The organism is Akkermansia sp. RCC_12PD, assembly GCF_036417355.1.
Lineage (GTDB): Bacteria > Verrucomicrobiota > Verrucomicrobiia > Verrucomicrobiales > Akkermansiaceae > Akkermansia.
Window position 1 is genome coordinate 1,803,280 of the sequence record NZ_CP143889.1, and the last position, 26,320, is coordinate 1,829,599.

A 26,320-nucleotide genomic window follows, 5' to 3' on the forward strand; every position below is an offset into this window, starting at 1 on the left:
AGCCATAAGATCCATTACGTCCATGAAAGAATTTTAACGAACAGTTGAAAAGAACCACGGAATTTAAGGCACCACTGGAAAACAAGATAAAGTAAAAGATGCCGGAATTTTTCTCACTTTGAGGATTGATTTTGAAAGACGGGGTACGGTGCTGAATGTATAGTCATTACCATGATTTCACGCTATGCTTCCATTTGTTCCATTTTGGGATTGGCTGCCGCTCCTGTAATTTTGGCGGCTCCGGCGGATGTTTCTCCGGTAGCGGCGGCGGAAGGAGTGGTGGAGCGTGTGACTCCCTCCGCCAAAGGTGCTGTGTCATTCAAGCTCAATCCCGCCTTACAAAACAGGATCACGATTTCCGGGATCCCAGGCTCCATTCGGGTGGAGGCTTCCGACGTGCGGCACCTGATAGCCGGCTATGGCTGGTATTTGAAAAATATTGCCAAGGTTCATTTGTCGTGGAACGGCAACCGGCTTGCCCTGCCTTCCCCATTGCCGGCTCCTGCAAGACCTGTTACGATTGAGTCTCCCTGGAAGACTGTTTTTGCCTACAATTATTGCACCTTGTCTTACACGGCGGCTTTCTGGGACTGGAAGAGGTGGCAGCAGGAAATTGATTTTCTGGCTTTGAACGGTTTCACCCATGCCCTGGTGACGGCCGGATTGGAGAAGACCTGGGAAGATTTTTTGATCGGCCTGGGATATCCCAGGGACAAGGCCATCCGCTTTATTCCCAATCCGGCGTTTGCCGCCTGGTGGAACATGGGTAATCTGGAGGGACACGGCGGTCCGCTCTCCCAGCGCCAGATCGATAGGATGGCACAGTTGGGAAAACGGATCGTGTCCCGCATGGAGCAACTGGGCATGACTCCCGTCCTCCAGGGGTATGTGGGGTTTGTTCCCGCGGATTTTGCGGAGAATGTCCGGATGAAAGGATTGAAGTTAATTCCGCAGGGGGAATGGGTCAATTTCAAGCGTCCCTGGATTGTCGACCCGACATGCGAGGCATTTCCCAAGCTGGCGGAGGATTGGTATCGTTCCCTTCGCAAGGTGTACGGTATTTCCGGAAAAATGTTCGGCGGCGATCTGTTTCACGAAGGGGGGAGCAAGGGGAATATCAATGTGACACAGGCGGCGGAGGCTGTCCAGAAGGCCATGCAGAAGGCTTCTCCCGGTTCTACGTGGGTGATTCAGGCATGGGGAGGTAATCCTTCCCGCGAGTTGTTGAATGGCATGGATCCGAAGCATGCGCTGGTTTTGCAGTTGACCAAGGATATGGCCGACGGAGGAAAGAATTTAAGGACCTTTGACGGTATTCCCTGGGTCTGGTGCGAGTTGTCCAATTTCGGCGGCAATACGGGAATGTACGGAGGCATTCCCCTGTTGTCGCGGTTGGGAAGCGATTTATCCGCACACATGGACAAGGGATTGACGGGCATGGGAGTTTTGTCCGAAGGTCTTGAAACAAATCCTCTTCATTATGCCATGTTTTGCGACCGCCTGTGGACCTTGGAGGATATCCCCGTCAAGGAATGGCTCCGGCAATATGCTCTTCAGCGCTACGGCAAGGCTCCGGAATCAGTTGTCCATGCCTTGGGAGTCCTCTCTTCCTCCATTTACAGTCCCGTCCGTTCCCAGGAGGGATGCACGGAGTCCATTGTCTGCGCCCGTCCGGCCTGGAATGTCCGCAAGGCTTCCACCTGGTCCAGCGGGGAAAGATATTATCGTCTGGGGGATATCGTCAGCGCGGCGCGCGATTATTTGAAGGCAGCCAATGAACAGCCGTCGCTGGTGAAAGAAGAGACGTTCCGCTATGATCTGGTGGACCTGGTCCGCCAAGTGCTTGCCGATGCCGCCTTTTACCAGCTTCAGCGGGTTCGGGCCGCTTTTGATGCGAGGGATGTTCCCGGCTACAAAAAACAGGTACAGGTTTTTCTGTCCCTGATCACGGATATGGATGCGGTTCTGGCGACGGACAGGCAGTTCCTGCTGGGGACTTGGCAAGAAAAGGCGCTGAATTGGGGGGAAACCCGCCAGGAGAAAGCCCTGATGGATCGTTCCGCCAAGATGCTGCTGACAACGTGGATCGACCAGGCGCCCAGGGCACTGAACGATTACTCGAACCGTCAGTGGGCCGGATTGGTAGCCGATTTTTATCTGCCCCGGTGGAAGAATTTTTTTGAGTCCCAGTTGGAATTGCTGACCGGGAAGAAGGACCGTGCTGCTGCGGATGCTTCTTTCATGGATAAGACGATTCAAGAGGAACTGGCATTCGCCGGCAATGGCAAGGTGTATCCGGTTGCTCCGTCCGGAGATGTTCTGGCGGTAGCCAACCGGGTGATGAAAGCCCGGCAGAAAGTGCTCGACTCGCTGTGTCGGGACGAGAAGTATTCCTCGGGACTCGCCTGGGATTTGAAACAGGGTTCCCCGTTGCGGTTCGATGTAACGGACCGGGTGGATGCTCCGGGCACTTACACAGCCACGTTTCAGTGGAAGGGAGGCCCCAGTGCCTTGAAGATTCATTCCGTCAAATTGTATGAAGGTGACCGGGAAGTGGCTGCGGATGTTCACGAAGGGTGGACCGGCGTGGAGAATAACGGGAATTCCTACACGCTTGTTTTAAAGACGTACCGCACCAATCTGGATTCCTATATGCTGAAAGCGGAGGTGAGCGGCGCGTCCGGAGTGGATTCCCAGGGAGAAATGATTCTGAAGAAGAACGGGAATTGAATGCCGGTTCAAGGTTTGTTTGATTCAGGCTCCGGGAAATGTTTTTCCCGGCATCCGATGCATGGGGCTGGAAGGATGTATCAACGGGCGGACTGGTAGATGCTGAACATCAGGATGGCCATGCCTGTCAGGGCCGCCCCGGCAATGATGCCGGAAGCGGTGGGGATTTTATATTCCCTGGATTTGGACCGGAAGAGATGGTCTGCCGCCCAGCCGAGGACGGCCCCGGCAAAGAAGAGGAACGAGTCATTCCATTGAATGGCCCACGCAAGGCCGAAGCCGATGGGGGTAGGCAGCCATTTCCCCACAGCGGGAAAGTAGCGGGGAACAAGCACAAGAACCAGACCAAGAATGCCGCCTGCAATGATGGAAAGAACCTTGATGCTGTGCAGATGGCTGAATCCCATGCCGAGGGCTTCCGCCGTTGCCGCCCATGTCCTGGCCCCCGGTGCATTGAAAGCCTGGAGGGCATCCACGTCCGGCACCAGGGAGCGGAACGCCAGCACGGAGACTAGCGTTCCCAGAAAGATGCCGGAGAATTGAGCAATGAATTGCTTGCGGGGGTTGGCTCCCAGCAGATATCCTACCTTGAGGTCCACGAGCAGGTCGGCCGAAGAGCTGGAGGCTCCGGAAGTAATATTGGCCGCCATAAGGTTGGCCGTAACGTGGCCGGGCGCAATTCCTCCGAAGATCAACTGAGTGACTTTTCCCATGGCTCCGGTGGGTGTGATGTTGGCTTCCCCTGTAATCCGGCATACGACAAGCGCCAGAAAGAAGGAGATGAAAACGGCGAAACAGCTCATCCAGTAGGGAACGTCAAAGGTAGTGTAGGCCAGGTAGCTGAGCGCGATGAGGGAGATGATCTGCCCGGCCAGGAACCAGCTCATGGGCGTTTCTATTTTTTCCACATCCGTCAGATGGCGCTTTTTGTTCATGGAGAACATGGCTCCCAGGGAAGAGAAGGAGCGTGCGATGCTTTTCCATTGGAAGAGGAAGGCCACGATGCTGGCTATGACCATGCATGCGGTGCCTCCCCACAGCGTCCATCCAACGCTGTCGCGGTAGCCGGCTCCAGCGGCAAGCAGGCCCTGGCTTTCCAGCCAGGGAACGTACAGAGCCCAGCAGACGGTACCCCCGATGAAAAGGCTGAGGGAGGTTTTCATGCCCACCAGTGCGCCTGCACCCACAAACATGAGGTCCCATTTGAAGAAAATGGTTCTCTGGTACCAGTTTCCCAGGATATGCTGTTGGACAGTTCCCAGCCATTTTTCCCCGCCCAGGGCCATGGCGATGGCATTGGCGGAGGCAAACAGTGCGGAGTAAAGCAGGGCCTTGGCCTGTCCGGCCGCCTTTTTCCCTTCCGAATAGAGGACTTTGAGCGTTTCCGCCGTGGCGATGCTGTCCGGGAATTTGATTTGCTCGATGTTGATCATCTGGCGTTTCATCGGAATGGCCATCGTGACGCCCAATACGGCGATAAAGAAGATCCAGGCAAAAGTGACTCCCAGGGGCATGTGCTGTCCGGTGAGCAGGAGAAGGGCGGCTACGGCCGATGTAAGCGTGCCGCCCGTGGAGTAGCCTGCGGAGCTGGCGGCGGACTGCATGCAGGTGTTTTCCAGAATGGTCATGGGAGATTTGGAAATTCCCAGGCGGACAAAGGCGTTCCAGAGAGCAAATGAAATGATGCCCGCCGTCAGTGCTACGCCGAAGGACCAGCCCATCTTGAGGTTGGCGTACAGATTGGTGAGGGAGAGGATGGAGCCCAGAAGCATTCCGACGATGACGGCTCTCCAGGTAAGCTGTTTGATTCTGTCTCCGGAACCCAGATAGACCTGGTCGTACCATTGTTGTTCTATTTCTTCTGGGGTTCCCCGGAATCCGTCCAGGGGCAGAGGCTTTTCCAGGCAGGAAAGGGGTGGCTGTCCGGCGGGAACATCAGTGTGCGGCATATGGCCGGAACATAGCATGGGAGAACGGTCTGGGAAAGCCGTATCTACCGTTCTTCTGCGTTTGGCAGGAGTTCCGTTGGGGCTTGCCTGCCCGTGGCTGCCGTGATTTAATTCGCCCATGAGCATTTCTTTTACGGATAAACTTGCCGCCCGCATTGAAAAGACCGGTTCCGCGTTGTGCGTGGGCCTGGATCCGCGCCCTGTCATGGATGATTTGCAGGCCGTTCCGGTCCTGCTGCGGAAGGTGGTGGAGGAAACCGCTCCTTATGCGGCCGCGTTCAAGCCGAATATCGCCTATTTCGAGGCCATGGGACTGCGCGGTCTGGAAATGCTGGAAGAATTGCTGCCTGATATGCCGGATGACGTTCCCGTGGTGCTGGACGTCAAGCGCGGCGACATCGGAGAGACCCAGAAGTATTATGCACAAGCCTATTTTGAACGCCTGGGTGTGGATGCCGTTACGCTGAGCCCCTTCATGGGGTATGATACTTTGGAACCTTTTCTGGATTACGAAGGCAAGGGCGTTTATTTGCTGACGATTACGTCCAATCCCGGTTCTTCCGACATCGAACGCCGGGAGCTGTCGGACGGACGCAAGGTATATGAGCTGGTGGGAGACATGGTACGGCGGTCCATGCAGGAAGACCGCAAAACGTCCGTAGGCATGGTGGTGGGTCTGACCAATGCCGATTCCGACATTTTGGCGCGCATCCCGGACGCTCCTCTGTTGATTCCCGGACTGGGTGCCCAGGGAGGCGATCTTTCCAGCCTGAGCGGTTCCGGCCATGCGGCGCCTCCCCTGATCAACGTGTCCCGCGGTATCATGTACCAGAATCCGGAATTGGGCTTTGCGGAAAAGGCGCAGACGTTTGCCGCCCGTATCCGTGAGGCTTTGGATTATTGATTCCCGTGCGTATGTTCATTTTTCACGAAGATAACAAAATGGTAACGTCCTGCGTATGGCTGGACTGCTGCTTGTCAAAGGGGCTGTGTCTGTTATATTAAAAAGGCATTTGCCCTTTGCCCACTGCTTATGGATGAAAATCCCCGGATTGTGAGGCTCAAGCCTCGTTCCTCCTCCAAACCTGCAATATTGATTGCTCTGGGGGCGGCTGTGGGCGTTCAGGTAGCCTTGTGCGCCGTGCTGGTGGCCATCCATTATCAGGAATGGTGGCTTCCTTCCATCCAGAAGGGAGAAATTGTCATGGAGTTCGTGGCTCCATCCGATGAGGTGCTTGAAGAAGTGAATGAGGTGAGCCCCGTTCCCGTGGACCCTGCGGTTGCTCCGCCAACCGTCAGTTCCGTTCCGGCCATCGCCACGGATGAAGACCTTCTCGCCGTGGAACTGCCGGACCATGAACATTCGCCGGATGTGGAGGATATCCGTCCCGATGTCCCGGAAAGCGAATTTCTGCCGGAGGAACTGGTCGCCATGCAGATCAACATGAGGGAGGTAAAACCCCGCCCTGCCGTGAAAAAACCGGTGGTTCCCGTTGCCGGACACGCCGTGCCGGATGAGAATGTCACTCCGGACAAAAAGGTGCGTTATAAACATGCTCCGTCCTTGCCCGGTTCCGTAAATTCCTCTAGGGTGGGCAAGGTGAATGCCGTGGTGAAAGTCGTGGTGGGGGTAAATGCCCGTGGCGAACCTACATCTGTCAATCTCCTCCAGTCTACCGGAAAGGCGGAATTGGACCGCCTTTTCATGCGCTGGGTGAAGGAGAATTGGACTTTTTATCCGGCAGAAAAGGATGGCGTGCCCATAGCTTCCAAGGTGGTGGTGCCCGTCCGGCTGAACATCGATTAACCTGCAAGGAGGAAACGAAAAATGATTCCGGAGCAAACAGAGAGAAGGCCCATTTACGTGATCGGGCACCAGAATCCGGATACGGACGCCATCTGCTCCGCCATAGGAAATGCGGAGTTTTTGAGAACTCACGGAGAACCTGATGCCATAGCCGCCCGGTGCGGAGAGATGACGCTGAGGACTTCATGGGTGTTGGAGAAGGCCGGAGTGCCGGAACCTGTGTTGATTCACGACGTGACGCCCACTGCCGGGACGATTTGCCGACGGGATGTGATCAGCGTGAGCCCGGATGATACGTTTTTGACGGCATACCGCAGAATGACGGAAAATTCCCTCCAGACTATTCCGGTGATTGATGCGGACCGCAATCTACATGGCCTGCTGCGTTATTTTGACTTGTTGAGCCTCCTGATGCCGCTGAACATGACGGAGATGAATGTACGGTCCGTCTTTTCCAGCCTGAGCAACATTGCCGGAACCATTGACGGCAAGTGCCTGACCGGAGAGACGCTGAGCGAGGAAGAGACCCAGAATATCCTGCTGGTGGGCGCTTCCAGCGAACCGAGCGTGCGGACGAGGCTGGCCAATTACAAGCGGAAGGGAATCGTGCAGGACCTGGTGGTGATTTGCGGAGACCGTCCGAATGTGCAGTTGTACGCGGTGGAACACGGAGTGCGCGCCCTGGTGACGACGGCGGGTTCCTCTCCCTCCCTGGATATTATTGAAACCGCCCAAGCCACGGGGACCTGCATTCTGAGCACACCTTGGGATACGGCCAGTGTCGGCCAGTTGATCCGCTGTTCCCGGAAGGTCAGGGAACAGGTTCACACGGATTATGCGGTGTTTCCCGAGAATATGCCTCTCCCGGAACTGCGGCAGGCCGCCGTCAAGCGCAAGCAGGCCCTGTTTCCGGTAATGAGCGTGAGAACAAACAAGATGATCGGCGTCCTGAGCAAGACGGATCTTGTCGATCCGCCCCGTACGCGTGTGGCCCTGGTGGATCATAACGAGTTTTCTCAGGCCGTCAAGGGTGTGGAAGAAGCGGAAATCGTGGAGGTAATGGACCATCACCGCCTGGGGACCCAGCTTTCTACGCGCGATCCCATCCGTTTTCTGAATGAGCCGGTGGGTTCCACCTCCACCCTGGTGGCGCGGAGGTTCTATCATCGCGATGCGGAGCCTTCCCGGTCCACGGCCATCTGTCTGTGCGCCGGCATTTTATCGGACACGCTGAACCTGACTTCTCCCACTACTGCCCGGGCGGACCGGGAAATGCTGGAATGGCTCACCGGAATTGCTAGGATAGACGCCAAGAAGTTTACAGAAGAGTTTTTTGCCACCGGCTCCCTGCTGCGTTCCAAAACGGCTCCCACCGCCATTGTGCAGGCAGACCGCAAGACATTTACCGAATATGGCCACAAGATCAGCATTTCCCAGATTGAGGAAATTGGCATGTACGGCCTGAAGGAGGTTCAGGAAGATTTGCTGGATGAACTCCGGAAGCTTGAAAAGGAAGAGGATTTGAAGCTGGCCTGCCTGTTGGTAACGGATATCGTCACACATGATTCCATGCTGCTGGCGGTCGGTGATGAGGAAGTGCTGGAGCACATAGAGTACGAGCGCCTGGGTCCCAACCTGTTTGCCGCCAAGGACGTAGTCAGCCGCAAGAAACAACTGTTTCCGGCCATTTCCCGCGCCTTGAAGGTATTATAGGGATTTTCTCTCCCTTTCCGAAACAGGGCGCGGAGATTACGGCATGGATATATCCGCCAGAATGGAACGTCTGAACGTGTCCGGAACAAGGACGGTGCAGGCCCGTTCCGGACGGAGTGGATGCGTGCAGAAGACGCGGTCCAGACGGAGCAGGGGAAAATCCACGGGCTGCGTGGCGCCGTATCCGGCCCCTTTGAGTTTGAAGCAGTCCTGAAAGTCCTTGTTGAATTTTACAAAAATGGGGGATTGAGGCGCCGCATTAAAGTTCCCCGCCAGAATGATGGGTAGTTCCCCTCCCTGAACCCCCACTTCCCGGAGAGTGTCGAACAGGTACTGGATTTGTTTGCGGTGGACAAAGCGGAGGGTATGGAAGTACTTCCAACAGGCGGGGGAGTACAGGTCAAAACGGTGTTCAAAGGGATCCAGGCTGAGATTGATCAGCCGTATCGCCAGGGATGAGCTTTCCGGAATCCAGTCCACGATGAGACCTGCCGTGTCTGTGATGCTGTGTACCGGTCCCATTTGTCCGTGGCGGACGATAATGGCGCAACTTCCTATCTGCTTGATATGGGCGGTGCGGCCGAAGATGCTGTAGGCGAATTTGAGCGTGCGGTTGTGGTTGCTGCAGCCCTGGAGGAAGATGACATCCGCCCGGAGCTTGGATATCTGTTCAATGGGCGGGTTCTCCCCGCATGCGCCGTACAAGGTGAGTATTCTTATATGGCGGTTGTCGGGGGATGGGGGCATTTTGTAATACTCCATGCCGGTTCTGGAGATCGGCTGGAGAAAGTCCGTAGTCATGATGCCGTAGGCAACCCAGACAATGACGCCCAGAAGGCCGATGCGCGAGCCGAAGACCAGCCACGCAATAAGCGCCGGGAAGGCGAACATGAGGCAGCATGCCCAGAGGGGCAGGGAAGTCATGAACGCCATCGTGTCCGATCCGGACCAGAAGATGGTGGCAATGATGACCCACAGGCACAGGGAGACACAACCCAGAGCTTTCCCGAGCTGGTTGACTCCGGATAGCGCGGGCGGTTCCGCCAGGTGTTTGCGTCTTCTGAGCCTGTGCACCGTGGTGATGGGTTAAATGCCCATGCCGGGAGGTAGATCCAGCCCTCCGGTCAGTTTCTTCATTTCTGCCGCAGCGGTTTCCTTGCCTTTGACGATGGCGTCATTGATGGTTTTCAACACAAGCTCCTGAAGGAATTCCGCATCTGAGGGGTCAATGATGGAGGGATCAATGAATAGTTCCGTAATGTTGCCGTCACAGGTAGCGGTAACTTTAACCTTGCCGCCCGCACCTTCCGAGGTGACGGTCTGGGAGGCCAGTTTTTCCTGGGCGGCGGCAAGTCCGGATTGCATTTGCTGGACCTGCTTCATCATTTTCATAATATTCATGGCTTTATAATGTGGATATGGGTGTTCTTGTTTATTGGGAAATGATGCGGGCACGGAATATCTCCATGGCTGCGTCAATCAGAGGGTCTGTATAATAGGAGTCTTCTGCATCGTTCTCCCGTGGGGGCGTCTCCTGAACGGGAGCGGCAGGTTTTCTTTGCGGTTCCTGGGATTTGGGGGCGGCCTCCGGGGTGGACGGGGGGGGGGAGCGGGCAGCGGTTCCAGTTGTTCCTGGATGGGCTCGGGAACGGAAGCGTCTGCACGGACGGTGAGGACCACCGGAGTACCTGAACGGAGGGAGAGATCGGCTTCCAGTGCGGCTCGGAGAGGTCCGGATGCCAGACTGTCCATGCCCTGGCGGTCAGAGGGGTGGAAGACCACCGTAACAAACGCCCCGTCATGGCCGGAGAAGACGCTTCCGGCCAGGAAATCCGCCTGAAGGGGGAATTTGACGGCCGCTTGTTCCAGTGCGGCTTTCCAGTCCGCTTCTGTAATGGTTTTGGCAGCAGGGCGCGGCTGTTCTTCCTGTTTTTCTTTCTGGTTTGCGGAAACAGGACGGGCAGGAGTGCTTTCCATGCCAAAGAGGTTATCGAAAAAACTGCTGGTGCGCTTCTCCGGCGGGAGCCCTTCTTCCGGGTCCATGAAGGTCGGTTCCGTGGTGTCCGGGGGGGCTACGGGAGTGTCTGAAAGAGCGGATGTAATCCGTGGCGTTTCTTCTGGTTGTTTCTGCTCCGGCTGAGGTGCGGGCGCAGGAGATGTTTCCGGTTCCAGGAATGGCGGCTCTTCATCGGAGATAGAGGGAAGGGGAGCTTCCTCCGCGGCAGTTGCGGAAACTTCCGGTTCTCGTTCCGGAGAGGCCAATACGGGGGAGGGAGAAGGTTTTTCTTCCGCAGGGGTCGGCGTTCCGTATTCCGCTTCACTTTCCTGAACGATGGCTGTCGTGTCCTTGCTGGATGCAGAGAATTGTGGAACGGGATCCATGAGGTCCTTGTCCTCATGGATATCAGGTGTTGCGGGCGCAGGAGACGGAATGTCCGCAAAGGATGCCGGATTGGCTGTGGGGGCAGGGGAGGACTGAATGGGCTGGCTGTTGGATTCCTGTGGAATGGAGGAGACGGATGCTGGAGCAGCCGGATTTGTTGAGGCGGGAGCGGCCTGCGGCAGGGAGGAAGGCAACGGCGCTCCTTCCAGAGCCATGATGATATCGCTGATGCTTGCCTCCGCCAGAGCGTGAACGGCTTTGATCAGACCCATTTCCAGATGCAGCCTTTTATTGGTGGACCACCGCATTTTATCTTCTGTTTCCGCCAGCACTTCCACCAGACGCAGTATCTTGTCCGTTTGAGTGCGCTTGACGAGTCCGGTAAGTTCCTCTTTGGACGCCTCCGGCAGAGAATCGAAGTTTGCTTCCGGGTCCACCTTGGCGACGAGGATTTCCCGGACGGAGGAAATGATTTCGGAAAGGAACTGTCCCATGTCCCTGCCCGCTTCCGCCTGTTCATGGAGAAGGTGGAGAAGGCTGGGTAGTTCCTTTTTGAGAATCAGCGCCAGCGCTTGGGCTACAGTTTCCCGTGAGGTGATGCCGAAAATGTGGAGGACCTGTTGTTCTTCAATATGGTCGCCGCAGAAGGAGACCAGCTGGTCCAGCATGGACTGGGCATCCCGCATGCCGCCGTCCGCCACTTTCGCTACGGCGAATGCAGCCTCCCTGCTCAGGGAGATTCCCTCGGCGGAGGCGATGTGGAGCAGGTGGTTGGCAATGATTTCAGAAGGGATGGGACGCAGGTCGAAACGCTGACAGCGGGAAAGAATGGTCGGCAGGATTTTGTGCGGCTCCGTGGTCGCGAAAATGAATTTGACGTGCTGTGGCGGTTCTTCCAGCGTTTTGAGAAGTGCATTGAAGGATTCCTTTGTAAGCATGTGCACCTCGTCTATATAAACAATGCGGAAGTTGCCTCGGCTGGGTGCAAAGCGCACATTGTCCCTCAAATCCCGGATGTGGTCGATGCCGCGGTTGGAAGCGCCGTCAATTTCCAGAACGTCCAGGCTGCGTCCTTCCGCAATTTCCTCGCAAATATCTTCGTGCGGGTCGAAGTCCACTTTCGGGCCGTCGGTACAATTCAGGGCTTTTGCGAAAATTCTGGCAGTGGATGTTTTTCCTGTGCCGCGGGGACCTACGAAAAGATACGCATGGGCGAGGCGATTGTGTTCAATGGCATTTTTCAGCGTCTGGACGACGTGATCCTGTCCAAGGACGTCATTGAATGTCAGAGGACGATATTTTCTGGCAAAGACCTGGTAACTCACGGTTCAGGAAGACTAAAAGATGCGGCTCTATTTGAAAAGAAAATAGAGTGTAATTGTTTTAAGATGCTGATAAGATTACGCTTTTGACCTCTTCTTACGTAACCGCTCTGAAAAAAATATCAAGAAAACGATGAGGATGTCATTTTGATGTTGAAATCTGAAAATGTTCATGCCAATCTCACAAAAGTAACAGGAACCTTCTCATCTCTATTATTTCCTATGTGGGTTAAAATATCAATCGCAGCCTTGGTCATCGCTCTTCTCGGTGGAGCCATGTATTATCTTGATAACGAGGAAGCTCTAACCAAGGAGCGCAAGGAATGCGGCTCTCGTTATAAAAATTTGAGCGCCCTTCGGGACGAATTTACGAGTGAAAAGACCAAATACGTGGAGTTCCTCGTCAAGAATGAAGGGCTTACGGCCGACATCAATGCCCTGACCAAGCAAAAGGATGAACTGGAAGCCGCGAACCAGGAGCTGGCCTCCGCCAATGAAGCCAAGAAATCCGAGCTGCAAACCCAGCAGACTGCCTTGGCGGACCTCCGGTCCAAGAGCAAGGATATGGAAAGTATTCAGGCTATTGCCGACAGAATCAAAGGACTTGAAGAAGAATCCAAGCAGTTGCAAGTGGTCAAGCAGGGGGAACAATCCAAGCATGATGCCATTGTCGCGGAAACGGAACAGCTTGTCGTCAACAACAATGCTCTCCGCCAGCTCAAGGCCGACCAGGACGCCCATCTTTCCCCCCCCAATTTGAAGACCAGGGTTTCCCAGGTGATTGATGATTTCAATGTAGTCGTGATTGAAGGCGGCGCTGCCGACCTGGGCGTTGTGCCCGGTTCCAAGCTGGCCGTGATGAGAGACGGCAACAAGATTGCCGAACTTGACGTGAATGCCGTTGAATCCCGTGTTTCCACAGCAACCGTTCTTCCCAGCACCGTTGCCGCTGGTGAACGTGTTGAGGCCGGAGACGTCGTCGTATCCGTCCGTCCGTAATTTTCCCGGTTCAAAACTCATCATACACTCTCATCTATATACACAATGAAAACTGTCTTAGTAGTTTTATTGATTCTTGCCGCAGGAGCAGGCGCTTGGTTCTCCGGTCTCAGCGGTGTTTTCGGCATCAATGGCCAATATCAGGATTTCAAGGAAATGATTGCCTATCGCAAGGTTCTGGACAAGGAGATCCGGGATTGGACGGGATTACGCAATGACATGATCAAGAACCGCGGGCGTGCTGCGGAAGAAAACCTGAGCCTCATTTCCAACAAGGCTTCCGTAACTCAGCAGCGTGATGAACAGCTTTCCAAGGCAGCGGAATTGAAAGAGGAGGAAGTAAAGCTGAATGCCGATCTGTCCAAGATTAACCAGCAGGTTCAGGAACTTCGGACTCAGTTAAGTGAATTCGGTGTTTCCAGTGTTGAAGAAATCCAGGCCAGGATGGAAGCCACGGAAAACGCCAACAAGAAGCTTCAGGAAGAAATCGACCAGATCAAGGGAGCAACGGAAATTGCCGCCAAGAAGCGTACGGAGCAGGCTACCGAACTGGCCAATCGCCAGAAGGAACAGGCTGAATACCGTGCCGCGCTTGCCAAGAACAGCGGGGAATATCCAGTGTTGTCCGTGGATCCCCAGTGGGGCTTTGTGGTCATTGGCGCCGGACAGGGCAGCAACATTGACCAGAACACGGTTCTGCTTGTCACCCGCAACGGCCGCAGTATCGGCAAGCTGAAAGTGACTTCCTTGGAAAAGAACCAGACGGTGGCCGACATCGTCAAGGACAGCGTCCCTGCGGGCATGAGCATCCAGCCCGGCGACATGGTGCAGCTTCTGCGTCCGGTTCAATCCGCCAGATAAGGTTCTGTCACGCATTTTTCTTGAACCCCGCTGTGCTTCCGGCATAGTGGGGTTCAACTTTTATACGGAATGATGAAACAATCTACAGGAGTTCTACTGCTTGCGTCTTTTTCCTTTTTGCTTGCTTCTTCCTGTTCCTGGCTGATGGAGCCCAAGGAACATGAGCGTGTGCCTCAGCCGCCGCCCGGTCCTGAAAAGAGCGCTCTTCCTCATAACAAGTCGCAAAGATTTGAAGCGGAGGCTACGCTTGGGCCTCTGGCCACTCCCAGACGCTAAAAGCGTTTGAATTAAGGGGCACCAGTGATTCTGTGCTTTACACCTTCCTGCAAACCCTATACAAAAAGCTTCGATTTCCAAGCGGAGAGATGGCTGAGCTGGTCTAAGGCACTCGACTCGAAATCGAACGTGGGACGCAAATCTCACCGTGGGTTCGAATCCCACTCTCTCCGCCAGTTTTTATTGATTGAGCCCGTCTTCACAGACGGGCTTTTTTCATACTGGAAAGTCCGAAGGGAAAAAGACGTATCCGGTCAGACCGGCTTTTTCATACCATAGCTGTTATAGCTGTAATAATTTCTCTGCACCACCGACGTTGGTTTTCCGATGATGATATGGTCCAAAAAACGGATTCCCAGCAATTGGGCTGATTCCTGGATACGTTTGGTCAGGGCATTGTCCGCTTGGCTGGGGGTCGGGTCGCCACTCGGATGATTGTGCGCCAGGATGAAGCCGTAGGCATTATGAATGACGGCCGGGCGCAGGATGTCGCGCGGGTGGGCAATGGATTCATTCAGGGTCCCCGTGGAAATTTCGACGGGCTTGATGAGGTGGCACTGGGCGTCCAGAAGAAGAACAAGCACTATTTCCTTGTCTTTCCAGCGCATAGCCGTGGTCAGATAGTCGTAAATGTCCTCCGGCGTGTTGAGCGGGCGTCTTGTCAGAGTCTCCCGAAGAGCCCGGGCACCCAATTCAAATGCGGCGCACAGGGTGGACGCTTTCGCCATTCCTATACCCTTGCAGATTTCCGCTATTTCTGCGGCTTCCATATGGGCCAAGGCATCCAGGGAACCTGCCGCCTGGATTAGGTCGGAAGACATGTCCAACACATTTTTCCCCTTAATGCCCATTCTGAGGAAAATGGCAAGGAGTTCCGCGTTGCTGAGGCTGTGTCTGCCTTGGCGGATGAGTTTTTCACGGGGCAGCGATTGTGAGGGAAGATCCTGAAGTTTGCGGGAGATCATTAGTAGCAGAGGCGGGCGGTGGAAAGAAGCGCGGCGGGCAGATGGCGGAGAGTGTCTCCGGCGGTCAAGCTTTGCTGGGTGGCCGCTCCGCTGGAGATGGCCAGTTCCGAAGCCCTGCCGCACAGATAGGTTCCCAGCACGGCAGACACCAGGAGGGATTCTCCCTGCGCGATGAATCCTCCGCAGACTCCGGCAAGCACGTCGCCCTGTCCCGCCGTCGCCATGGCGGGTCCTCCCGTGATGTTGTAGAATAAGGGTTTACCCCTTTGCGTGACGATGCTGCGGGCTCCCTTGTAGATGAGGGCCGCCTCATGCTCCGCGAGGAAGAAGTCCGCAATGTCCGCCCGGATGGAGCAGTCATCCGCTTCCGGCAGCAGACGGCGGATCTCTCCGTGATGGGGAGTCGCCAGAATGTGTTTTCCCAGTTTCCACTGCATGGCCGCGGCCAGATTGAGGCCGTCGGCATCCAGCAGGGCAGGAGTATCGGTTTCCAGAATGATGCGTATGGCTTCGGCGTCTTCCTCCGATACGGAGCCGATTCCCGGCCCCAGGAGAAACGCGCTGAAAGAGCGGATGGAAATGTCTGCATAACTGTCCACAGGTTTAACCATGATTTCCGGAGGCATGCACGCCGCCGCCACGGGATAGACGGAACGGTGGACATGCAGGGTGACCAGACCTGCTCCGGCCCGCAGGGCAGCTTCACAGCAGAGCCGCGCGGCTCCCAGCATGCCTTCCGAGCCGGCAATGACGCCCAGGTGGCCACGCTTGTTTTTATAGTCCGTATAAGGCCGTGCGGAGAGAAATTTGGTGAGGCGGGAAGAGGTGATGATTTCCGTGGCGGGAAGAGCTTGTACATGGAGGCCGGGGAGTTCAATACACACCAGGCGTCCTGCATACAGCGTAGCGTCGTCATCCAGAAGACCCTGCTTGACAGCCCCTATGCACATGGTGAAGTCCGCTTCCACGGCGTGTTCCTGAGGCATGCCCGTGTCCGGATCTATTCCGGTGGGGATGTCTACCGCCACCGTACGGACGGCTCCGCAACGGTCGCGCAGGTAGTTCATTTCCACGCAAAGGTCCGCTATTTCCTTGTTCAGCAGGCCGGAAGCCCCAATGCCCAGCAGGCCGTCCAGAAGAACCATCGGCTTGCCCGTAACAGGAAGTGGTGCTTCCTGGTATTCCAACAGGGGCGGTGATATTTCCGCAAACTGCCTGAGGGGCAGTTCCCCCCATTGGGAACGCGGATAGGCGGCGCGGAATCCTGTATCCCATCCGTGCCGCTGGAGAATGTCGAGAACGGTGATGGCATCCCCGGCATTGTTGCCTTTGCCCAGATAAGCCACGCAGAGGCCGGGAATGGGAAAGAACTGCATGATGGCTTCCGCGATGCCGGCAGATGCCTGTTGCATGAGGGTTCTGGCCGGCGTTCCGCTGATGATGAGTTCTCGTTCCGCAATCCGCATGTTTTCCGTGGAGCAAATTTTCATGACGCGTTAATGGAATCAGCCCGCACTATACGCAAAAAAACCTTCTCCTGCAAGCCGGAGAAGGTTTTTTACGAAAGGAGTCAATCCGGAAAAATCCGGGAAACGGCTAACCGATGCGGAACGTGATGCGCGCCTTGGTCATGTCATAGGGAGACATTTCCATGCGGACCTTGTCACCTACTACGATTTTGATGAAACGCTTGCGCATCTTGCCGGAGATGTGGGCCAAAACTTCGTGCCCGTTGGGAAGGCGCACCTTGAACATGGTGCCTGCAAGCACTGCGCAGATAGTGCCTTCCACTTCAACCTGGCTTTCGGAGCTTTCCTCCTTGGGTGCGGATTTGCTGAAATGCTTTCTGCCCCTGGTCTGCCGTCCTGCGCCTGTGCCACCTTGCGGGCGCGGCCGTCCGGGGCCTCCCGCGGGACGCGATCCTCCCGGCCCTCCGCCCGTTCTCGGGCCTGCTGCTCCGCCGGTCTGTCCTGCCGGGCGCGGCTGGCCAGGTCTGGCCGGGCCGGCGGGCCTGTTGCCGTTGCCGGCCGGTCTTGCACTGCCTCCGCCTGCCGGGCGTGCGCCGGGGCGGGAATTCTGTCCGCCGGAAGGGCGGCTGCTGGGTCTTGGATTCGGGCTGATATGATTCTCCTTGTTAGGTTAGCAAACGCGCGGATACGAATTTTTGCGCAGGCGCATGATAGGCGATATTTCCGTGAGAGCAAGCCCTGAGTGTGGAAACGTCATAATTAAGCAACAATTCCGCAGACAGAAGGGAAAAAAGGGGCTAAAAGCGGTGTAAAAGAGAAAAAGTATTTGACATTTACGTGAATAATCATTAGGAATGCGCCCCCGAATTGGAAGATTACGGCAGGATGCCGAAAAACGAGAACGAAGAATTAAACCATGAAGACCTTCTCAGCCAAACCGCAAGAAGTAGAGCGCAAATGGTATGTTATAGACGCTGCCGACAAGGTGCTCGGCCGTGTCGCCGTTGAAGCGGCCAACATTTTGCGTGGCAAGAACAAGACGATTTTTACCCCGCACGTTGATTGTGGCGACTTTGTCATCATCGTGAACGCGGACAAGGTGGTGCTGACCGGCAACAAGGAAAATGCCAAAATTTACACCCGTTTCTCCGGCTACGTCGGCGGCAAGCAGGTGGAAACGCCCCGGAAAATCCGCGCCCGTCGTCCCGAGCTTCTTCTGGAACTGGCTGTAAAGGGCATGGTCCCCCATACACGTTTGGGCCGTCAGCAGATGACCAAGCTGAAGGTTTACGCCGGAGCCAGCCACCCGCATGAAGCACAGCAGCCTACCGCCGTTACCCTTTAACCGATTTTCCCAGACATGAGTCAGACAACCCCATACAACGCCACCGGCCGTCGCAAGACCGCCATTGCACACGCTTGGCTTACTGAAGGCTCCGGCCGCATCACGATCAATCGCCGCGGTTTTGAAGAATACCTTCCCACCATTCAGTTGCAGAACGCCGTTCTTCAACCTTTCCAGGTCACCAATACCATGAACAAATTTGACGTGAATGTCGTCACCAAGGGCGGTGGCATTCATGGCCAGGTTGGCGCCATTCGCATGGCGATTGCCCGCGCTCTGGTAATGGTTGATGAAGCTTCCCGCGCCCAACTGCGTGAATTCGGTCTTTTGACCCGTGATTCCCGCATGAAGGAACGCAAGAAGGCTGGCCGTCCCGGTGCCCGCAAGCGTTACCAGTTCTCCAAGCGCTAAGCTTGGGCTGGTTGCGAAGGAACTGGCATTTACCATTTCTTTCTCGGAAAAAGAGCTGTTCCACTTTTCAGTGGGGCAGCTCTTTTACGTTGGTAAAAACGTCATAAGGGGATGAAACGGATTGCTTATCCGGAGTTAACTCTAAAATTTTAAGGAAAATATTTTAATGCGAAGGACTCCTTTTGAAAAAAGCCCTCGTTGGAAAGCGGGTCTTTTTTAGATTTTCATAAACTGATTTTCAGGCACCTCCGTTAAGTTTATTTTTTCCTTTTAATGGTTCAAAATATCCGGCCGCAACTGCACCGGGTATTTTTTTGCATGCGCCGGCAGAGTCATCCCCGTCTTTGCCGCTGGTCCGGAGAAATTCTTCTGCATGGTTGGAAAAGAAATCCGTTTCCGGCAAATTCTGTTCCGGGAAGGGGAGGCCCCGTGGGGATTACCGGTGGTATGGTGTTCCCGCCAGGATGGTATGGCAACGGTAAAGCTGTTCCAGAAGAACGACGAGTGCCAGTTCATGCTGCAAGGTGAATTTGCTCAAGGCCAGAATATGATCGCACCGGGAGCGCAGTTCTTCCGTGTGGCCGTCCGATGCCCCGACAAGAAAAGCAATGCGGCGCACGGAGCGCATTTGCCAGTTCTGCGCCAGTGTTGCCAGTTTGTTCGTGGTCCAGAGCTCGCCTCTCTCGTCCATGGCGATGCGCAAACATCCTTCGCTGGCTGTCAGCAGCCGTTCGGAAACGTCTCTGGAATTGCCGTCTTTGACAAGTTTCAGTTCCGTCTTGCCGAATGGCTTGAGGCGGTTGAGGTAAAGTTCCACGCCCTCCCGGGCATAGTTCAGCGCAGGTTTTCCTGCGGCCAATATGAGAAATTGCATGTGGGGTCAGTATTTGGATGGAGTGTTAAGATAGTCCAGCAGGGCACGGGCCCAGGTTTCCGAAATGCCGCGAATAGCAGCGATGGAGGCCGGGTCCGCTTTTCTGATGGCGGCTACGGATTTGAATTTTTCCAGCAGCAGCTGTTTTTTCGCCGCGCTCATGCCGGGGGCATCGTCCAGCGCGCTTTCCTTCATGCGTTTTCGGTATAATAGTTCGTTGTATCCGTTAGCGAAACGGTGGGCTTCGTCCCGGATGCGCTGCATGAGCTTGAGGGCTCCCATGCTGTGGGGCAGGCGGAGCGGTTCCGGCTGGTGCGGGAAGAAGATTTCCTCCCTTTGCTTGGCCAGTCCCACGATGGGCATGTCTCCCAGGCCGATGGCCTCCAGGTCCGCCAGGGCGGAAGAAAGCTGTCCTTTGCCGCCGTCTACCACTACAAGGTCCGGAACTTTGATGGGGGCCTTTCCCTCCGCACTGAGTTTCTTGAGCCACTGGTACAGCGTCATGTCCGGCGGCCGGGAGGCCACAGCATCGCTTTCCATCAGGATGCGGGAATAGCGCCGCCTGATAACTTCCGACATGGAGGCGAAGTCGTTCTGCCCGTCCACCGTGCGGATGCGGTAGCGGCGGTAGGCCTTGTTGTCCGGTTTGCCGTTGGTGAAGCGCACCATGGAGGCTACAATGTGGTTGGAAGAGACGTTGGAGATGTCAAAGCATTCCATGATGGCGGGCGGTTCGTCCAGTCCCAGTGCCTCGCCCAGTTCCTTCATGTCTTCCTCCGGGCGCACGGTGCCGGGAAGGTTGGGGGTGCCTTTCTGGAACCGGCGCGCCGGTTCCAGCGTCTTGATCAGGTTATCCCTGATATTCCTCAGGTACGCGGCGCGTTCAAAGTCCAGACTGTCGGCGGCCTGCATCATTTCTTCAGTCAGCGCGTCCAGCGCGTTCTTCTTCCCCACTCCTTCCAGCAGGCGCACGGCCTGTTCAAAGTTTCTGTTGTAGTTTTCCACGGAGATGCGGCCTACGCACGGCGCGGAACAGTTGCGGATGACGTCCGCATGGCAGTGCTTGAAGTCGTTCAATCCGGGATTTTTCACTTTGCAGGTGCGGAGCCGGAAATGTCTGTTGAGCCATTCCTGGGTGGCGTACAGGGCCTGGGAATGGACAAAGGGGCCGAAGTAGCGCGCGCCGTCCTCCTTGCGTACCCGGGAGAGCTGGAAGCGCGGCAGGCGTTCCCCCTTGGGAATTTTCAGGAGGGGATAGCGCTTGTCGTCCTTGAGCTGGATGTTGTAATGGGGCCGGTACTGCTTGATGAGCTTGCTTTCCAGCAGGAAGGCCTCGTGATCGTTGCGGGTTTCAAAATAGTCAAAGGAGGCGATGGCGTTGATGAGTGCGCGGGTCTTGTGGTTGGCCAGCGTGGCTCCGGTAGGGGAAAAGTAGCTCGCCAGGCGGCGGTGAAGGTCCTTCGCCTTTCCTACGTAAATGGTATTGCCCTGGGCATCCTTCATAATGTAGACTCCGGGTTTGTGCGGAGTCTGTCTCCAAAGCTCCTTCAATGTTGGTGTTTCATGATCTGCCACACAGCTATTATGCCATAGGCGGCAAGAAAGGGAACTGCGGAAACGTACTGCATTACGGGCAGTTGGCTTGCCTAGGAAGACTTCTTCTGTATAATCATTATGTCTTTTGTATGAATCCTGTATCATTTTCCACCCTGGCCAGCGCCATGGACTTTGTCGTGGGCGATAGAAATTACCCTCTTTCCGAGCTGTTCATGAAAGGGGGCTTCATCATGTGGCCGCTTCTCCTGCTGTCCATAGGGGGCGTCGTCGTTCTGGTCATGTGCTGTTTTTCCACCCGCGCCGCCGCCGTACTTCCCCCCAAGCTGGTGGAGCAGGCGGAGTCCTTTATCCGCAAGCGCGATTACACGGGACTGGCCATTCTCTGCAAGAACGGCGATTCCTGTTATGCGCGCGTGATGCTGACGGTAGCTAATTTCATGCAGCGCAACCCTTCCGCCCAGTTTGAGGAAGTAAGGGAAATCGCCGCCGCAGAAGGTGGGCGCCAGGCCGGTTTCATGAGCCGTCAGATTTCCTGGCTGTCGGACATCGGCGCGCTGGCCCCCATGCTGGGGCTGCTGGGTACGGTCGTCGGGATGATGAAAACCTTTTTCGAGATCGCCAACGGGGATTTTTCCGGCGGCAAGCAGCGCATCGACATGGCGGGGGGCGTGGCGGAAGCCCTGATTACCACGGCAGGGGGACTTCTGCTGGGGATTCCCGCCATTCTGGCCTATGTGTATTTCCGCAGCCAGGTGCACAAGCGCGTGGGAGACCTGGAGGCCGCCGTGACGCACAGCGTTTCCGTAGTGGCCACCCAGCTCCACAAGCCACGCTCAGGCCCTGCCGGAGCTTTTCATGAGGAAGAACTTCCCCGGGTCCCCGTGGATCCCACCTCCCTGCGTGACGTGCGCGGACTTTAACCGGGGATATCCCAGCCAGCAACACCGGAAGATCATATGAAGTTTCGTTACAAGATGCCCAACCCCATCGGGTTCCAGCTGGCGCCCATGCTGGATATCGTGTTTCTGCTGCTGGTATTTTTCGTCGTGACGCAGACTTTTGAGGATGACGAACCGGACCTTTCCATCACCCTCCCGTCCGCGGAGACACCCAAGCCCGGGGAGAACGCCACCAATGAGATCATCGTGAACATCCGCAAGGACGGCACGGTGATGATCAACCGCCAGCCGTACACGATGCCGGAACTGGAGGAGAAACTTCTTTCCGTCGCCCGCTTGGACAAAACCATGCTCGTCCGCATCCGCGTGGATGAAAAGGCGGAATCCGGCACAGTCGTGCACGTGATGGACGCCTGCCTGAAGGCCGGGCTCAACAATGTGTCTTTCTCCACGAGGCCTCCGTCTCCGTCTTCCATCAACGTTTTCACTCCTCAATCTTCATGAAATCCCTTTTTCCCATCAGTGCCGGACTGGCGGCCCTGGCAGTATGCGCCGTCGCCCAGGAGCATATCCCGGACGCCGCTCCGGTGGACGACGGTCCGCTGGTTGCCAATCCGGAGCAGGACAGCCTGGACATGGCGGACATGCTGTACAAGCAATCCCAGGAGCCGCAGACGAAGGCGAACCCGCAGGAATATGCGCGCCTGCTTGATCTGAGCCTGCGCAAGTACCTTGAATTGTCCCAGCGGTTCCCCCGTTCCCCCCAGGCTCCTCTGGCAGAATACCGCGCGGCCATGTGCCTGACGGAGCTCGGAAGGAAAGAGGAAGCCCATACTCTCTTCCAGAGGCTGACGCAGACGGGAACCCCGGCTCTGGTCGCCGCTTCCGCCTACCGTCTGGCTACGGATGCCTCCGCCGCCGGAGAGACGGACAAGGCCATCCAGTATTACCAGCTTGTTATCCGCAGCGCGGAGCAGAATGATTTGAAGGTGGATGCTCAATACCGTTTGGGACGCCTTTTTCTGGCCAGCGGTAATCCGGAAGCTGCTGCCAACATGTTTTGCGCGGTGATCGGCAATCCCCAGGCGGACAAAAAATTCGTCCTGGTAGCCCGTATGGGATATGCCGCCTTGTGTGCTGATTCCGGCCGTCTGGGAGAGGCGTATGCCGAATACCGCAAGGTGCTGGACACGCCCGGAGTGGATGCAAGAAACCGTGGCATTGCCATTCTGCAGGCGGCAACGCTGGCCACCAAGCTGAAGAAGAACGCGGAGGCGCAGAGCCTTTATGAACAGATACTGAAAGATGAAACTCTGAAGGAAATGGCGCCGGAGGCCCGCATGGGGCTGCTTCTGGGTTTGTACCACATGGGCAAGTACAAGGAGGTCATGGCCCAGTACGAACAGCAGAAGGGGATGAAGATGCCGACCAAGGAAGGCCAGGTGCGCCTGCTGATGCTGATGGGCCAGACCGCCTACAAGCTAAAGGAATACCAGAAGGGGGCGGAGTTCTTCCTGGAGGCGGAAAAAACCGTGCCTTACACGCAGGAGGCCATGCAGGCTTCCTTCTACCGGCTTTTGTGCTACAAGGAACTCAAGCAAAAGGATCTGCCTCAGCGAGCCCAGAGTTTCCTGAATCATTATGCCAAGGCGTTTCCCACCAGCGAACTCCACGACATGGTACGTTTGATGGCGGCGGAGAGCCTGTTCAGCACCAGCCCCGCGGATGCGGCCAAATTTTACGGGAGCATCAATTTTGACAAGCTTCCGCCCAAGATGCGCCCGGATATTCTTTACAAGAGTGCCTGGGCCGTTGCCCAGGCAGGCAACCGGGAAATGGCCGCCAAGCTGCTGACGACTTTCATTGACGGATATCCCCGCGATCCCCGCATCTGCGAAGCCCTGACCCTGCGGGGAGACATGTACGCCAAGACCAAAAAGGAAACAGAGGCCCTGCAGGATTTTGACCGGGTAATTGCGCGCTGGCCGAAGGAGGAATCCGCGGCCGCCGCCTGGCAGAGGGCCGCGCAGATTTATGCCGGCCGCCAGGACCTGGTAAATATGGCGAAGTATTACGAAGGGCTGATCAAGAATTTTCCGAAGGCCTCCCCCGCCGCCCTGGCGGAAGCCCATTTCCTGCTGGGCCGTGCGGCGTTTGACCAGGGGGATTTTCAATCCTCTATCAGCCACATGTCGGAGGCCAAGACGCTGGACCCCCAGAAATATGGGGAACAGGTCAACGTCCTCACCGTTCTTTCCTACCACAAGCTCCAGGACGTAAACAAATTGAAGGAGGCCCTGGAAACCCTCCAGAAGGAAAACCCGGCGGCCGTGTCCCGCGTGCCGGACGTGATTCCCGCATGGCTGGGCCTTCAGGCTTACGGAATGAAGGATCTGGAGACGGCGGACAAGTACATGACCTGGGCCACCCAGAACGACCAGCTCCAGAACGTGAAGAAAGTGATCTGGCGCAATCTGGCGAAAGTGCGCCTGGCCTTGAAAAAGTATGACCGCGCCCTTGTGGCTTCCAACAACTTCCTGAAGGTGGAGGACCAGCCCTACCGCCGTGCGGACGGCATGCTGGACAAAGCCTCCATCCTGCTGGGCCTGGGCAAGTATGCGGATGCCCGGAAAACGGCGGAGGAAGCGCTTGCCCTGGGGGTGGAAGGCCCCCTGATGGCCTCTCTGAAAATCGTGCTGGGGGACATCTCCTATGCGGAAAAGAAATTTGATGAGGCAGCCAAGCATTACGGCGTTACGGCGGAGTTGTTCGTCAACGACGCGGAGCTGAAACCCAAGGCCCTGTTCAAGGCGGCGGAAGCTCTGGACAAGGCCGGCCGCAAGTCGGAGGCTTCCCAGTACCGCGCCCGCCTGCAGAAGGAATTCCCGGACTGGAAGCAGGAAGGGGAGTCACTGCCGCCGGATGCCCGCTAGACGTCTGGAACGATTGGAAACGGAATGGAGAACAGGCGCAAAAGATGGTATGATCTGTTCGGATTGCTGCCCCGCAATCTGGGGCGCGTCCTGCTGTGGCTGAGCATCATCCCTATCTCGTTCATCATCATCCTGATCATTTACGCGTGGCGGGCGGACCAGTATAATCTGGACGAAGTTCTGGCTCCCCTGGAAAACTGCGCCGCCTATGACCGGAACGGCCAGTGGATAGGCACCCTGACGGACCACGACCGCGTTTACGTAGCGCGCCATGAATTGCCGGATAATCTGGTGAACGCCTTCATCGCGCGGGAGGACGAAGCCTTTTTCGATCACGGCGGCATCGTTTACACGTCCATCATCCGCTCCATCTGCCGGAACCTGACCACCCTCTCCTATGCGCAGGGAGCTTCCACCATCACCATGCAGCTTGCCCGGAATTGTTATGAACTGGGGGGAAAAACGCTGGACCGGAAAATCCTGGAGATGGCCGTAGCCCGCCGTATAGAAGGAAAATATTCCAAGGATGAAATATTGACGGCCTACCTGAACCGGATTTACTTCGGCCAGCAATGCTACGGCATCGCCCAGGCCGCGGATCTGTATTTCGGCAAAAAAGTGGGAGACCTGACTCTGGCGGAATGCGCCACGCTGGCCGGGCTGGTGCGCGGCCCTTCCATATACAACCCCGTTTCCAGCCCGGAGGCCGCCGTCAAGGTGCGCAATGCCACGCTGGAACGCATGCTTGAATGCGAATTCATCACCCAAGAGCAAATGTGGAAGGCATCCTCGGAACCGATGACCGTGGCGGGAGAAAAGGAGGCCAGCCCCGCGTCCTATCCCATTCTGGTGATTTCCCGTGAATTGGGCAGTCTTGCCTGCTGTGACCAGCAGGAAGAGACTTCCAGCATTTTTGTGATGACCACGCTGGATTTGGATTTTCAGAGAATGGTAGAGGAGATGAGTGAGCCGGCCCTCATTGCTTTGGAGAATTCCCCTGTATGGAGCGGCCTTCCGAAGAGGGTGGACAACCATCTGAAAGGCTGCGTCCAGGCTGCCGTGTTGTGCGTGGATTCCCGCAAAGGCGACATACTGGCCGTTACGGGAGGCCGCTCCGCCCTGGACGGCGTGGACAGATGGCAGGCAAAGGTAATGCCCGGTGAATTGTTCACGCCTGTCGTCAACCTGTGCGCCGTGGACCAGCGCCGGACCGTCATCCGCAGCAACCCGGAAGTGACGGGGCGCGGCGTGGGATTCAACACTGTCATTGAAACGGCGGGAAAAGCCGGGTACAAGGGGGATTTGCCGCGTTCTCCGGAACTGTATGCCGGGAAGTTCCGCACGTCCCTGGCGGATGCCGTCAACGCGCTGTACATGATTGGCAACGGCGGACTCAACGTGCAGCTTTCCGCAGTCCGCCAGGTGGGAACGACCAAAAAAAACCTGGTGATGGTGAATGCTCCTTCTTCGGAGGAAACCCACCGTGAAATCCTTCCGCGGGAATCCGTCCATCTGGTGGCGGGGCTTCCCCCCTTCCGCTATGACGAACGTACCAGAAGGACGGTCGTGAATGTGGCGTTGCCTGAATATAGCGGGCATTTCTCCTCTGTCAGAGGCCGTTATTATACCGTGTACGTCTGGGTCGGATTCGATGCCCCGGATGAAGCCGTATACAAGAAAAGGGGTGTTTCCGCCGCCCTGGCGAAGACATGTTCTACACTGGCGGAGAACGTGTACATCCGAGCGGAAGAGGCCAGAAAGGCTGCTGCCGCCGAGCGCCGCGAGCAGGAAACTCCGCAGGGGCAGACCTCCCTTTAAACGATTTTT

At 56.2% G+C, this 26,320-nt stretch carries 21 protein-coding genes and 1 tRNA gene; 13 read left to right on the forward strand and 9 right to left on the reverse strand.

Annotated elements, in window-relative coordinates; translation table 11 throughout:
* Positions 1 to 171 precede the first annotated feature (171 nt).
* Positions 172 to 2,730, forward strand: a complete 2,559-nt coding sequence (locus tag V3C20_RS07655; protein WP_130084909.1) for an alpha-N-acetylglucosaminidase — start codon at positions 172 to 174, stop codon at positions 2,728 to 2,730.
* Positions 2,731 to 2,810: 80 nt separating this feature from the next.
* On the opposite strand, the gene V3C20_RS07660 is transcribed toward V3C20_RS07655, so the two are convergent.
* On the reverse strand, positions 2,811 to 4,679 hold the full coding sequence (locus tag V3C20_RS07660) for an OPT family oligopeptide transporter (protein ID WP_161981675.1): 1,869 nt from the start codon (positions 4,677 to 4,679) through the stop codon (positions 2,811 to 2,813).
* A 118-nt stretch (positions 4,680 to 4,797) separates the two neighbouring features.
* On the opposite strand from V3C20_RS07660, the gene pyrF reads away from it, so the two are divergent.
* The 3 genes from pyrF (at position 4,798) to V3C20_RS07675 (ending at position 8,199) form a co-directional block, all read left to right on the forward strand.
* Positions 4,798 to 5,583 carry an orotidine-5'-phosphate decarboxylase gene (gene pyrF, locus V3C20_RS07665; protein WP_130084907.1) on the forward strand — a complete coding sequence of 262 codons (786 nt, stop codon included), beginning with the start codon at positions 4,798 to 4,800 and terminating at the stop codon, positions 5,581 to 5,583.
* Between the two features lie 129 nt (positions 5,584 to 5,712).
* On the forward strand, positions 5,713 to 6,486 hold the full coding sequence (locus tag V3C20_RS07670; RefSeq protein WP_130084906.1) for a TonB family protein: 774 nt from the start codon (positions 5,713 to 5,715) through the stop codon (positions 6,484 to 6,486).
* A 21-nt stretch (positions 6,487 to 6,507) separates the two neighbouring features.
* Positions 6,508 to 8,199, forward strand: a complete 1,692-nt coding sequence (locus tag V3C20_RS07675; protein ID WP_130084905.1) for a putative manganese-dependent inorganic diphosphatase — start codon at positions 6,508 to 6,510, stop codon at positions 8,197 to 8,199.
* Positions 8,200 to 8,235: 36 nt separating this feature from the next.
* Here V3C20_RS07675 and V3C20_RS07680 read toward each other — a convergent pair whose 3' ends face one another.
* From V3C20_RS07680 to dnaX, 3 genes are all read right to left on the reverse strand, one after another.
* Positions 8,236 to 9,273 (reverse strand): endonuclease/exonuclease/phosphatase family protein, encoded by a 1,038-nt coding sequence (locus V3C20_RS07680; protein WP_130084904.1) that lies wholly within the window; start codon positions 9,271 to 9,273, stop codon positions 8,236 to 8,238.
* Positions 9,274 to 9,285: 12 nt separating this feature from the next.
* Positions 9,286 to 9,600 carry a YbaB/EbfC family nucleoid-associated protein gene (locus V3C20_RS07685; RefSeq protein ID WP_130084903.1) on the reverse strand — a complete coding sequence of 105 codons (315 nt, stop codon included), beginning with the start codon at positions 9,598 to 9,600 and terminating at the stop codon, positions 9,286 to 9,288.
* Positions 9,601 to 9,678: 78 nt separating this feature from the next.
* Positions 9,679 to 11,907, reverse strand: a complete 2,229-nt coding sequence (gene dnaX / locus V3C20_RS07690) for a DNA polymerase III subunit gamma/tau (RefSeq protein ID WP_130084902.1) — start codon at positions 11,905 to 11,907, stop codon at positions 9,679 to 9,681.
* A 273-nt stretch (positions 11,908 to 12,180) separates the two neighbouring features.
* Between dnaX and V3C20_RS07695 the strand changes: the two genes are divergently transcribed.
* The 3 genes from V3C20_RS07695 (at position 12,181) to V3C20_RS07705 (ending at position 14,216) form a co-directional block, all read left to right on the forward strand.
* Positions 12,181 to 12,903: a hypothetical protein gene (locus tag V3C20_RS07695; RefSeq protein WP_149873402.1), complete on the forward strand. Its 723-nt coding sequence runs from the start codon at positions 12,181 to 12,183 to the stop codon at positions 12,901 to 12,903.
* A 45-nt stretch (positions 12,904 to 12,948) separates the two neighbouring features.
* Positions 12,949 to 13,764, forward strand: a complete 816-nt coding sequence (locus tag V3C20_RS07700) for a hypothetical protein (protein ID WP_130084900.1) — start codon at positions 12,949 to 12,951, stop codon at positions 13,762 to 13,764.
* A 359-nt stretch (positions 13,765 to 14,123) separates the two neighbouring features.
* Positions 14,124 to 14,216 (forward strand) — tRNA-Ser (locus V3C20_RS07705).
* A gap of 78 nt (positions 14,217 to 14,294) precedes the next feature.
* On the opposite strand, the gene radC is transcribed toward V3C20_RS07705, so the two are convergent.
* The 3 genes from radC to infA all read right to left on the reverse strand — a co-directional run bounded on the left by radC (position 14,295) and on the right by infA (position 17,126).
* A complete protein-coding gene (radC, locus tag V3C20_RS07710) occupies positions 14,295 to 15,005 on the reverse strand; it encodes a DNA repair protein RadC (protein WP_130084899.1) in 711 nt (236 codons plus the stop codon).
* Entirely contained in the window at positions 15,005 to 16,495 is a 1,491-nt protein-coding gene (locus V3C20_RS07715; protein WP_130084898.1) for an NAD(P)H-hydrate dehydratase, read from the reverse strand. Before V3C20_RS07715 ends, radC begins: the two co-directional genes overlap by 1 nt.
* A gap of 106 nt (positions 16,496 to 16,601) precedes the next feature.
* Complete coding sequence (infA, locus tag V3C20_RS13450; RefSeq protein WP_342779014.1) at positions 16,602 to 17,126, reverse strand: translation initiation factor IF-1; 525 nt, start codon at positions 17,124 to 17,126, stop codon at positions 16,602 to 16,604.
* A gap of 264 nt (positions 17,127 to 17,390) precedes the next feature.
* Here infA and rplM point away from each other — a divergent pair, with 264 nt between their 5' ends.
* Both rplM and rpsI read left to right on the forward strand, forming a co-directional pair.
* Entirely contained in the window at positions 17,391 to 17,819 is a 429-nt protein-coding gene (gene rplM / locus V3C20_RS07725) for a 50S ribosomal protein L13 (RefSeq protein WP_067572668.1), read from the forward strand.
* A gap of 15 nt (positions 17,820 to 17,834) precedes the next feature.
* Complete coding sequence (gene rpsI, locus V3C20_RS07730; RefSeq protein WP_067572667.1) at positions 17,835 to 18,230, forward strand: 30S ribosomal protein S9; 396 nt, start codon at positions 17,835 to 17,837, stop codon at positions 18,228 to 18,230.
* 436 nt (positions 18,231 to 18,666) lie between these two features.
* On the opposite strand, the gene V3C20_RS07735 is transcribed toward rpsI, so the two are convergent.
* Together V3C20_RS07735 and V3C20_RS07740 are read right to left on the reverse strand one after the other, a co-directional pair.
* Complete coding sequence (locus V3C20_RS07735; protein ID WP_130084897.1) at positions 18,667 to 19,104, reverse strand: 23S rRNA (pseudouridine(1915)-N(3))-methyltransferase RlmH; 438 nt, start codon at positions 19,102 to 19,104, stop codon at positions 18,667 to 18,669.
* A 6-nt stretch (positions 19,105 to 19,110) separates the two neighbouring features.
* Positions 19,111 to 20,679 carry an excinuclease ABC subunit UvrC gene (locus tag V3C20_RS07740; RefSeq protein WP_275124809.1) on the reverse strand — a complete coding sequence of 523 codons (1,569 nt, stop codon included), beginning with the start codon at positions 20,677 to 20,679 and terminating at the stop codon, positions 19,111 to 19,113.
* A 110-nt stretch (positions 20,680 to 20,789) separates the two neighbouring features.
* Between V3C20_RS07740 and V3C20_RS07745 the strand changes: the two genes are divergently transcribed.
* Genes V3C20_RS07745 through V3C20_RS07760 form a run of 4 tightly spaced genes read left to right on the forward strand, consistent with a single transcriptional unit; the run spans position 20,790 to position 26,311 of the window.
* Positions 20,790 to 21,581: a MotA/TolQ/ExbB proton channel family protein gene (locus V3C20_RS07745; RefSeq protein WP_161981434.1), complete on the forward strand. Its 792-nt coding sequence runs from the start codon at positions 20,790 to 20,792 to the stop codon at positions 21,579 to 21,581.
* A 36-nt stretch (positions 21,582 to 21,617) separates the two neighbouring features.
* Positions 21,618 to 22,064 carry a biopolymer transporter ExbD gene (locus V3C20_RS07750; protein WP_130084894.1) on the forward strand — a complete coding sequence of 149 codons (447 nt, stop codon included), beginning with the start codon at positions 21,618 to 21,620 and terminating at the stop codon, positions 22,062 to 22,064.
* Positions 22,061 to 24,493, forward strand: coding sequence for a tetratricopeptide repeat protein (locus tag V3C20_RS07755; protein WP_130084893.1), 2,433 nt, complete (start codon positions 22,061 to 22,063; stop codon positions 24,491 to 24,493). The genes V3C20_RS07750 and V3C20_RS07755 overlap by 4 nt, the downstream gene beginning before the upstream one ends.
* Before the next feature lie 24 nt (positions 24,494 to 24,517).
* Positions 24,518 to 26,311, forward strand: a complete 1,794-nt coding sequence (locus V3C20_RS07760; protein WP_130084892.1) for a transglycosylase domain-containing protein — start codon at positions 24,518 to 24,520, stop codon at positions 26,309 to 26,311.
* Positions 26,312 to 26,320 lie beyond the last annotated feature (9 nt).